The organism is Pseudomonas sp. SDO55104_S430, from assembly GCF_054070595.1.
Map to the genome: position 1 here is coordinate 25175 of NZ_JBSVXG010000044.1, position 9599 is coordinate 34773.

The 9599-nt window shown below is 61.1% G+C and carries 8 protein-coding genes; 2 read left to right on the top strand and 6 right to left on the bottom strand.

Annotation, left to right across the window (positions count from 1 at the left end):
• Positions 1 to 27 precede the first annotated feature (27 nt).
• Together ACW9JE_RS10835 and ACW9JE_RS10840 are read right to left on the bottom strand one after the other, a co-directional pair.
• A complete protein-coding gene (locus tag ACW9JE_RS10835; protein WP_457432749.1) occupies positions 28 to 225 on the bottom strand; it encodes a YbdD/YjiX family protein in 198 nt (65 codons plus the stop codon).
• A 15-nt stretch (positions 226 to 240) separates the two neighbouring features.
• Entirely contained in the window at positions 241 to 2298 is a 2058-nt protein-coding gene (locus ACW9JE_RS10840; RefSeq protein ID WP_224535745.1) for a carbon starvation CstA family protein, read from the bottom strand.
• 488 nt (positions 2299 to 2786) lie between these two features.
• Between ACW9JE_RS10840 and ACW9JE_RS10845 the strand changes: the two genes are divergently transcribed.
• Both ACW9JE_RS10845 and ACW9JE_RS10850 read left to right on the top strand, forming a co-directional pair.
• A complete protein-coding gene (locus tag ACW9JE_RS10845; RefSeq protein ID WP_457432750.1) occupies positions 2787 to 4154 on the top strand; it encodes a cache domain-containing protein in 1368 nt (455 codons plus the stop codon).
• 24 nt (positions 4155 to 4178) lie between these two features.
• Positions 4179 to 4811, top strand: a complete 633-nt coding sequence (locus ACW9JE_RS10850) for a response regulator (RefSeq protein ID WP_224535741.1) — start codon at positions 4179 to 4181, stop codon at positions 4809 to 4811.
• Between the two features lie 344 nt (positions 4812 to 5155).
• On the opposite strand, the gene ACW9JE_RS10855 is transcribed toward ACW9JE_RS10850, so the two are convergent.
• The 4 genes from ACW9JE_RS10855 to ACW9JE_RS10870 form a co-directional block, all read right to left on the bottom strand.
• The gene (locus ACW9JE_RS10855) at positions 5156 to 6502 is read right to left on the bottom strand and encodes a glutamine synthetase family protein (protein WP_457432751.1); all 1347 of its coding nucleotides are present in this window, start codon (positions 6500 to 6502) and stop codon (positions 5156 to 5158) included.
• Positions 6503 to 6524: 22 nt separating this feature from the next.
• Positions 6525 to 7079 carry a helix-turn-helix domain-containing protein gene (locus ACW9JE_RS10860; protein ID WP_457432752.1) on the bottom strand — a complete coding sequence of 185 codons (555 nt, stop codon included), beginning with the start codon at positions 7077 to 7079 and terminating at the stop codon, positions 6525 to 6527.
• A 25-nt stretch (positions 7080 to 7104) separates the two neighbouring features.
• Positions 7105 to 8394 (bottom strand): NAD(P)/FAD-dependent oxidoreductase, encoded by a 1290-nt coding sequence (locus ACW9JE_RS10865; RefSeq protein ID WP_457432753.1) that lies wholly within the window; start codon positions 8392 to 8394, stop codon positions 7105 to 7107.
• Between the two features lie 303 nt (positions 8395 to 8697).
• A complete protein-coding gene (locus tag ACW9JE_RS10870; RefSeq protein WP_175380457.1) occupies positions 8698 to 9246 on the bottom strand; it encodes a cupin domain-containing protein in 549 nt (182 codons plus the stop codon).
• Positions 9247 to 9599: the final 353 nt, after the last annotated feature.

Sequence of the window (9599 nt, forward strand, 5' to 3'; positions counted from 1 at the left end):
GGCCCGCGTTATCGTTGCACGATCAGGTCAGCAGCATTTCGGCCCGGCCTTGCCGCCGTAACGGGCCTCCTGGCGCTCCCGGAAGAACGCCTCGTAGTCCATCACCGGCTGGTCCGGATGCTTGTTCTGCATGTGCTCGACGTAGTTGTCGTAGTCGGGAATCCCCACCATCAGGCGCGCGGCCTGACCGAGGTATTTTCCGAGGCGACTCAGGTCATTGAACATGCGGCAGATCCTCGATCAAGCTTCCGGCAGTGCCTGGTATGGCGCTTCTTTATCCGTACGTTCCTTGCTGCCCCAGGCGGCGACGCCGACCTTGAGCGCGAAGAACAGGATGCTGAAGACCACGAACAGGAACAGCGCAGTCAGCGTGGCGTTGGTGTACGCGTTATAGATCACGTGCTGCATCTGGTCGATGTTCTTGGCCGGGGCCAGCACCTGACCGTTGGCCAGCGCATCGCTGTATTTCTTGGCCAGGGACAGGAAGCCAATCGCCGGGTTGGCGTCGAACAGCTTGATGAAGCCTGCGGTGGTGGTGCAGATCAGCAGCCAGACCGCTGGCAGCAGGGTCACCCACACATACTTCTGGCGCTTCATTTTGATCAGCACAACAGTGCTGAGCATCAGCGCGATACCGGCCAGCATCTGGTTGGAGATGCCGAACAGCGGCCACAGGGTGTTGATGCCACCCAGCGGATCGATCACGCCTTGGTACAGCAGATAACCCCACATCGCCACGCAACCGGCAGTCGCGATCAGGTTGGCGGTCCAGGATTCGGTACGTTTGAGCGCCGGTACGAAGGAGCCCAGCAGATCCTGCAGCATGAAACGACCGGCACGGGTACCGGCGTCGACCGCGGTCAGGATGAACAGCGCTTCGAACAGGATCGCGAAGTGGTACCAGAACGCCATGGTGTTCTCGCCCGGCAGCACGTGGTGCAGGATTTGCGCGATACCGACCGCCAGGGTCGGCGCACCACCGGCACGGGCCAGGATGGTGGTTTCGCCGATATCGCGAGCCACGGCCTCAAGGGCGTCCGGGGTAATGGTGAAACCCCAGCTGCTGACTGTTTGCGCAACAGTAATAGCGTCGGCACCGACCACGGCAGCCGGGCTGTTCATGGCGAAGTACACGCCCGGATCGATCACCGAAGCGGCGACCATGGCCATGATTGCCACGAAGGATTCCATCAGCATGCCGCCGTAACCGATGTAGCGGGCATGGCCTTCGCTGGCCAGCAGCTTCGGCGTGGTGCCGGAGGCGATCAGCGCGTGGAAACCGGACACCGCGCCACAGGCGATGGTGATGAACAGGAACGGGAACAGACCGCCCTTCCACACAGGGCCAGTGCCGTCGATGAACTGGGTCAGGGCCGGCATTTTCAGCTCGGGCATGGTCACCAGAATGCCGATGGCCAAGGCGACGATGGTGCCGATTTTGAGGAAGGTCGACAGGTAGTCACGTGGCGCGAGGATCAGCCACACCGGCAGAACCGCGGCGACGAAACCGTAGCCGATCAGCATCCAGGTGATCTGTACACCGGTGAAGGTGAAAGCCTTGGCCCAGACCGGATCAGCGGCAATCTGCCCGCCCAGCCAGATCGAGCCCAGCAGCAACAGCACGCCGATGATGGAAATCTCACCGATGCGGCCCGGGCGGATGTAGCGCATGTAAATGCCCATGAACATCGCGATCGGGATGGTCGCCATCACGGTGAACATGCCCCACGGGCTGTCGGCCAAGGCCTTCACCACGATCAGCGCCAGCACCGCGAGGATGATGATCATGATCAGGAAGCAGCCGAACAACGCGATGGTGCCGGGGATACGGCCCATTTCCTCACGGACCATGTCGCCCAGTGAGCGACCGTTGCGGCGGGTGGAGAGGAACAGGACCATGAAATCCTGCACCGCGCCGGCCAGCACCACACCGGCGATCAGCCAAAGCGTGCCGGGCAGGTAGCCCATCTGCGCCGCCAAGACCGGACCGACCAGTGGGCCTGCGCCGGCGATTGCCGCGAAGTGGTGACCGAAGAGGACGTGTTTGTTGGTCGGCACGAAGTCCAGACCATCGTTGTTGAGCACGGCAGGCGTGGCTCGATTGGGGTCCAGCTGCATCACTTTGTTGGCGATGAACAGGCTGTAATAACGATAGGCAACGAGGTAGATGGCGACTGCTGCGACTACGATCCAGAGGGCGTTGATCGCTTCGCCGCGGCGCAGGGCCACGACACTCAGCGCAATCGCTCCCAGGACAGCCACGGCAAACCAGGCGAGGTGTTTAGCCAGACGGGGCATATTGGTCTCCTGCCGACGGCCAGTGGCCACGGCGGTAATTTTTATAATTGTGTCCGCTTTGCGGAGCTGGCCAAATATCCGCCCATGGCGTCCACAAATAAATCCGCGTTACTACGTACGTGGTGTCTACGTAGTTCTACGTAGATGAGCCTGTATTGAACTGTGGGAGCGAGCCTGCTCGCGATGGCGTCCTGTCAGACGACAACTGTGTCGAAGGCCCTGCCCTCATCGCGAGCAGGCTCGCTCCCACAGGTTTGGACTGTGTATTCCACAGGGAACCAGCCACCGGTCATTCCGCCCGGCAGCGCTACTCCACAGGCGTATCTTTGGCCTATGATGCCGCCCCCCAGAACATTGAACCTGTAGGAGCGAGCACGCTCGCGATGAACGCAAGGGCACCACGGGGCCTCAGGTATCCCGCGTTATCGTTGACGTCCATCGCGAGCATGCTCGCTCCTACAGAAAGCAAGCCCGAGGCGAGAGTAGATATGCAGCTCAAACACAAGATCGTCGCCCTCGGCATCCTCCCGCTGGTCCTGGCCATCGCCGTCATCTGCGCCCTGGTGATTTCCCTCAACCGTCAGCTGGGCGATCAGCAGGCGCAGTTGATCGAAGACAGCATCCTGGCGAGCAAGCGTGCGGAGTTGAAAAACTACGTAGAGATGGCGCAAAGCCTGATCGAGCCGCTGTACGACGACGGCCACGGAGACGCCGAAGCGCAGAGAAAGGTGTTGGAAGAACTGCGCAAGCTCAGCTTCGGCATCAACGGTTACTTCTTCGTCTACGACCATGAAGGCCGCAGCCTGATGCACGCGCGCCAGTCGGAGCTGGTCGGGCAATACCTGTGGGACATGAAAGACCCCCACGGCCTGCCGGTGATTCAGGCGCTGCTCAAAAGCGCGCAGTCGGGCGAAGGCTTCCAGCGTTACGCCTGGAACAAGCCCTCCTCCGGCCAGGTCACCGACAAGCTCGCCTACGTGGTGATGCTCGATCGCTGGGGCTGGATGCTCGGCACCGGGATCTATCTGGAAGACGTCGAACGCGCCACCCAGCAGGCCCGCGCCGAAGTGGCCATGGGCATTCGCAAGACCATGATGGCGATTGCCGTGGTGGCGCTGGTGGCGGTGTTGTTCGTGTTCGGCACCGGCATGACCCTGAACGTCAGCGAACACCGGCTGGCGGACAAGAAGCTGCAGCGCCTGACCCAGCGCATCGTCAGCCTTCAGGAGGAAGAGCGCTCGCGGGTATCCCGTGAGCTGCACGACGGTATCAGCCAGGTGCTGGTGTCGATCAAGTTCCAGTTCGAACTGGCCAGTCATTTGCTGGAGAGTGGACAGGCGCAAGACAAGGGGTTGAACACGCTCAAAGATGCCACCGAACGCCTCGGCGAAGCCATCGGCGAGGTCCGCACCTTGTCCCACGACCTGCGTTCATCCCTGCTCGACACCCTCGGCCTGCAAGCGGCCATAGGCCAACTGGCCGCGGAATTCGAGCAACGCAGCGGGCTGACGGTGAGCTACACCGACAATGAATTCGAATGCCAACTGGTCGATGGCGCGGCGGTCTCGCTGTTTCGCATCGTGCAGGAAGGCCTGACCAACATCGAACGACACGCCCGGGCGAAAAACGTGTCGATTACCCTGCGAGGCTGCGAGGACAATGTGCGCCTGACGGTGGTCGATGATGGCGTGGGCTTCAACGTCGCCCAGGTCGAACGTCGTCAGGCCGGCATCGGCCTGCGTAATATTCGCGAACGCGTCGAACACTTCGGTGGCCGCTTCGATCTGGTGTCCGTACCGGGCCGAAGCGAGCTGGATGTGCTGCTGCCAATGAAACCGGCCGGCCATCGCGTCTGAACCCATAACAAGAGCGAACCCTGAATGAACCTGCCCTCCCCGATCCGCGTTGCGTTGGTCGACGATCACTCCCTGGTCCGTGACGGAATCAAGGCACTGCTGTCCGTGATGGCGCCGCTGGAAGTGGTGGGCGAAGCGGAAAACGGCGCCGAGGCGATCGAGATGGTCGGGCGCTGCCAGCCCGACTTGCTGCTGGTGGACATCAGCCTGGGCGACATGAACGGCCTGGAACTGACCCGCATGCTGCGCAGCCAGTACCCGTCGCTCAAGGTGCTGGTGCTGAGCATGTACGACAATTATGAGTACGTCAGCGAATCGGTGCGCTCCGGCGCCAGCGGCTACGTGCTGAAGAATGCGCCGTCACGGGAAATCATCGCGGCCATCGAGGCGATCACCAGCGGCGGTACCTTCTACAGCGCCGACATCGCCCAACGCCTGATCGCCGACAAGAGCACCGACAACGAACTGACACCCCGCGAAAGCCAAGTGCTGCGCAAAATGGCCCAGGGCCTGAACAACAAGGAAATGGCCCGGGAACTGGACATCAGCGTACGCACGGTGGAAACCCATCGCTTGAGCATTCGGCGCAAGTTGAACATCGACAAGCCGGCGGCGTTGGTCAAGTACGCGATTGATCACGGAATTATCTCCCGCTAACCCCGCATCTCCTGTAGGAGCGAGCATGCTCGCGATGGTCTTCAACGATAACGCTGGGTGCCTGACTTCCCGCGGTGTCTGGGCCTGCATCGCGAGCATGCTCGCTCCTACAGTTAAAAGCGGGTCAAATCACAGGCAAAAAAAATCCCGGGCAGCTGATGGACGCCCGGGACTTAAAAATGCATAAACCGTGGTGGTGAACGCGGGGCGAATATTACGGAATATTTCCCCCTGTAACAAGATATTTTGATTAACCGCTCAGTTACTAACTTCGCTAAGCCCTTATATATCCAGATATTTTTTAGGGTTAACTTCGAATCATCTTTAACTATGCCTTTGCGTAATTAAAGGAACCAACGGTATTCCCGCGCACTGATTTCATTCATGAACGCCAGATGATCCTGGCGCTTGTTCTCGCAATACACATCGACAAACTCGGCTCCCAGACCTTCACGCACTGGCCCGTGGTTCTGCATGGAACGCACGGCCTCAAGCATCTCCAGCGGGAAATCCACGCCGCTACTGCGATCGTCATTGAGCGGTGCAATCGGCTCGCGCTTCTGTTCCAACCCTTGCTCCAGACCGATCAGAATGGCCGCCAGCACCAGATACGGGTTGGCATCGGCGCCGGCCAGGCGATGTTCGATGCGCAGGTTTTTCGCGTCCGACTCCGGTACCCGCAGGCAGGCGTCGCGGTCTTCGAAGCCCCAACTGGCGCGGGAAGCGACGTTCACCGTGGCGCTCAGACGACGGGTGGCGTTGTGGTTCGGGGCGAAGATCGGCATGCAGTGCGGCAACACGTCCAGGCAACCGGCCACCGCATGGCGCAGGGCTTTTTGCCCGTCGGCCGCCAGCAGGTTGTTACCCGCTTTGTCGTAAAGGCTCACATGTACGTGCATGCCGCTGCCAGGGTGCTGCAGGTACGGCTTGGCCATGAAGCTGGCGCGATAGTTGTGCTTGAGCGCCACGCCGCGAGTGCTGCGGCAGAACAAGGCGGCCCAGTCGGCGGCGCGCAATCCGTCGTCGAGGTGGCCGAAGTTGATTTCGAACTGACCAGGGCCCAGTTCCGCGGTGATCACAGTGGCGTCGATGCCCTGGGCTCTTGCGGTCTCGACCATTTCATCGAGTACCGGGGCGAAGCGGGTCAGGCGCTCGATGTGCATGTTCGGCTGATCGTCTGGGTCGCCGGTCAACGGGTCACGGGCAAACTGCGGCAGGCCATCGCGCAGGTGGCTGTCGAACAGATAGAACTCCAGCTCGAACGCCACCACCGGGAAAATGCCCTTGCGCGCCAGTCGCCCCAGCACCTGCGCCAGCACTTCACGGGGTTCGAATTCGATGGGCTTTTCCGTGCCGTCGGAGGTGATCAGCATCTGCCCCAGCGGTTGCTGCTCCCAACTCACCAGCTTCAAGGTGCCCGGCACCAGGCGCCGTTGCGCGTCCGGGTCGCCGTCGTTGAAGCAGTAGTCGCCGATCTTGAACAGCCCGCCCTGGGTGCCGAGCAACACGCAGTTCTGCGGCAACTTCAGCGCGCTGCCGGCGGCGACTTTTTCGAGCATTTCGATCGGGTAGCGCTTGCCGTAGAAATGCCCTGGAATGTCCAGAGAGATCAGGTCGACGAAGCGCACGTCGGGGTAGCGCTGGCGAAACTCAAGCACTTCGGCCAGCAATTCAGTGCAGACAGCATCCATCATCTTGTTCCTTGTTGTTTTATTAGGTGTAGACCCAAAGTACGCGGGTGAGTTGGTCGCCAAGGTTGCCGTAGCGGCAATGGGCATGGCTGGCCAGCTGGAAACTGTCGCCGGCGTGCAGGGTCACCGGTTCATCGTCATCGAGCCACAGGGTCAGTTCGCCTTCGAGCACGTAACCGCCCTGCTCCGAGCTGTCCTTCATGTGCCGCTCGCCACTGCTGGCGCCGGGTTCCAGCTGACTTTCGAGCATGGAAAAGGACGCGCGCATCTTCGGCGAGACCAGGATGTCGGTGATGCCGTCGGCGTAGTACAGCGTGCGGCGCTCGTCCGGGCGGGTCACCCACGGCAACGCCATGGGTTTGGGCAGGCTGTAGAAATAGGTGGTAGGCACGCCGAGGGTTTCGCTGATGGCGGTCAGGTCCGCCACCGTCGGCCGCGACAACCCGCGCTCGACCTGGGACAGGAAACCCACGGAACGGCCGATTTTGTCCGCCAGCTCCTTGAGCGTGTACTTTTTGTGTTTGCGCAGGTCCTGGATCAGGATCGCCAGCGCCGAAATCTCTTCTTGCATATCCATCTATTGGCTTCCAGAAAGTGCCGAATCAAATGCTGTCGCGCAGCCGGTACCAGGCTTTGCCGATGGCCTCCAAAGGCGCGGCCATGTATTTGCCGCCGGGGAAGCTGCCGTTGGTCAGGCCTTGATATAACTCCAGCTCATCCGCGTTACCGAGAATCGCATCGGACACTGCCCGCGCCCCGGCCAGGGTCGGCAGCACGCCATGTCCGGAATAGCCCTGCAACCAATACAGATCGCCGCGCCGGCCGATATCGGGCGTGCGCTTCAAGGTCAGGTCGATGTGACCGCCCCAGGAAAACTCCAGCTCCACGCCTTCCAGTTGCGGGAATACCCGCTCCAGGCATGGCCGGGTGGCTGCGGCAATGTCCTTGGGCATCCCGCCCAGATAAGTGCAGCCACCGCCGAACAGCAGGCGGTTGTCGGGGGTGCGGCGGAAATAGTCGAGAACGAACTGGTTGTCGGTGACGCAGACATTGCTCGGCAGTAGCGCCGTCGCCTGGGCCTCCGACAGCGGCGCCGTGGCCACCTGATAGGTGCCGACGGGCAATACGCAACTCGACAGTTGCGGATCCAGTCGGTCCAGATAGGCATTGCAGGCCAACACCAGCACGTCCGCGCGAATGCTGCCGCGCTCGGTGGTCACCCGATACCCGTCGCCATCCTCGCTGTAACTGAGCGCCTTGCTCTGTTCATGGATCACCCCGCCCGCCCGCTCGATGGTGGCAGCCAGGCCCAGCGCCAGCTTCAAGGGATTGAGGTGCCCGCCTTCAGGATCGAACAGACCAGCCTGATAACGATCACTGGCTACCCACTCCGGCAACTGATCGCGCTCGATAAACTGCAAGCCATCGTGGCCCCATTTGTGGCTGGCCTCGTGCTGCCATTCGGTCAGCAGACTGACCCGCCGTAGCATCACCGAGGTCCAGAGGTGCCCGGGCCGGTAATCGCAATCGAAACCATGGCGCGCCGGCAGTTCACGCAATTCCTGCGCGGCCCAGCGCATGCCGTCCCACAACTGCCGCGCACGCTCGTAACCCAACGCAGCTTCCAGCGGCGGCATGTCACAGGACCAACCCAGAATCGCCTGGCCGCCATTGCGCCCCGACGCCGCCCAGGCCACCCGGCTGGCTTCCAGCACCGTCACACGCTTGCCGGCCAAGGCCAGGCGCAGCGCGGTGTGCAAGCCGCTGAAACCGGCGCCGATGATCAGCACTTCAGTGTTCTGTTCACCCTTCAAGGCCGGCCGATTGACCAGGCGATCACTGCAGGAATGGGCGTAATAGCTCGCGACATGTTGCGGGGATTGCTGAAACATTACCGGCTCCATGAAATTTTATAGTTTTAATTTCATGAAAAAATACACGGTGATTTTCACGCAGGCAATCGGCGCGAGACGAAGTACCCGGTTTTAGCGCGTCGCCCGGGTATTCATCGCGAGCAGGCTCGCTCCCACAATTGAACCGCGTACATCCGCAAAATAAGGGTCGACTTTGAGGGCGCCTTCGCGAGCAAGCCCGCTCCCACGCTGGTGCGGTGTTGATCTGGGAAATCAGGCCGCCATCGCAGGCAAGCCAGCTCCCACAGGTTTTGCGGGAGACCGGATTGTTCCGTCAAATCGTCAGAAGTTCGCCGGGGTGTTGGCGCTGATGATTTCGGCCTCGTCCGCACCGATGTTGCGGAAGCTGTGGGGCAAGGTGGTCGGGAAGTAATAGCCATCACCTGCGCCCAGGATGCTGACTTGGCCGTCCACGGTGAGCTCAACCGTACCTCGCGTGACCAACCCGCACTCCTCGCCTTCGGCGTGCACGATCGGCTCTTCGCCGGAGCTGGCGCCGGGGGCGTATTGCTCGCGCAGCAGGCGCATCTGGCGGCTCGGCACGGATGCGCCGATCAACAGCAGACGCAGGCCATGGCGGCCCAGGTCCGGCTGTTCGTTGGCGCGGAAGACGTATTGGTGTTCACGCGGAGGCTGATCGAAGGTGAAGAAGTCCGCCAGAGACATGGGGATGCCTTCGAGCAGTTTTTTCAGGGAACTGACCGAAGGGCTGACGCGGTTCTGCTCGATCAGCGAGATGGTGGCATTGGTGACGCCGCTACGGCGGGCCAGCTCGCGCTGGGACAGTTTGTAGCTTTCGCGTACTAATTTGAGTCGTGAGCCCGTATCCATGACAGCCTTATGTGCCGACCTGCAGGAATTTGGTTGCTTGCGATTTTGGTCTGACCTTCAACATTGATGTTGGCTGATCCGACGCTATCGCGAGCAAGCTCGGCTCCTGCAGGGTTGATGGAGGGGTGGATGCAGGCGCGGATAACGCCGTTTTCCTGTCCCGGAAACGTGAAAGGCGGCTATTAAATCACGTTTGTTGATGTTGCAAAGCAGGTTCGATGGACGGCGGAAAAAAACACCTGCCCACCTTCACTTCTTACGGCCTGTAGGAGCGAGGCTTGCCCGCGAAGACGATGTGTTGGGGGACACTGCTTGTGAATGGGTGGGCCCGTTTTCGGGCAAGCCTCGCTCCT

What these genes read in the sequence shown, in the direction of transcription:
- ACW9JE_RS10835 (WP_457432749.1), bottom strand. Translation starts at nt 225, where the DNA reads ATGTTCAATGACCTGAGTCGCCTCGGAAAATACCTCGGTCAGGCCGCG.
- ACW9JE_RS10840 (WP_224535745.1), bottom strand. Translation starts at nt 2,298, where the DNA reads ATGCCCCGTCTGGCTAAACACCTCGCCTGGTTTGCCGTGGCTGTCCTG.
- ACW9JE_RS10845 (WP_457432750.1), top strand. Translation starts at nt 2,787, where the DNA reads ATGCAGCTCAAACACAAGATCGTCGCCCTCGGCATCCTCCCGCTGGTC.
- ACW9JE_RS10850 (WP_224535741.1), top strand. Translation starts at nt 4,179, where the DNA reads ATGAACCTGCCCTCCCCGATCCGCGTTGCGTTGGTCGACGATCACTCC.
- ACW9JE_RS10855 (WP_457432751.1), bottom strand. Translation starts at nt 6,502, where the DNA reads ATGGATGCTGTCTGCACTGAATTGCTGGCCGAAGTGCTTGAGTTTCGC.
- ACW9JE_RS10860 (WP_457432752.1), bottom strand. Translation starts at nt 7,079, where the DNA reads ATGGATATGCAAGAAGAGATTTCGGCGCTGGCGATCCTGATCCAGGAC.
- ACW9JE_RS10865 (WP_457432753.1), bottom strand. Translation starts at nt 8,394, where the DNA reads ATGTTTCAGCAATCCCCGCAACATGTCGCGAGCTATTACGCCCATTCC.
- ACW9JE_RS10870 (WP_175380457.1), bottom strand. Translation starts at nt 9,246, where the DNA reads ATGGATACGGGCTCACGACTCAAATTAGTACGCGAAAGCTACAAACTG.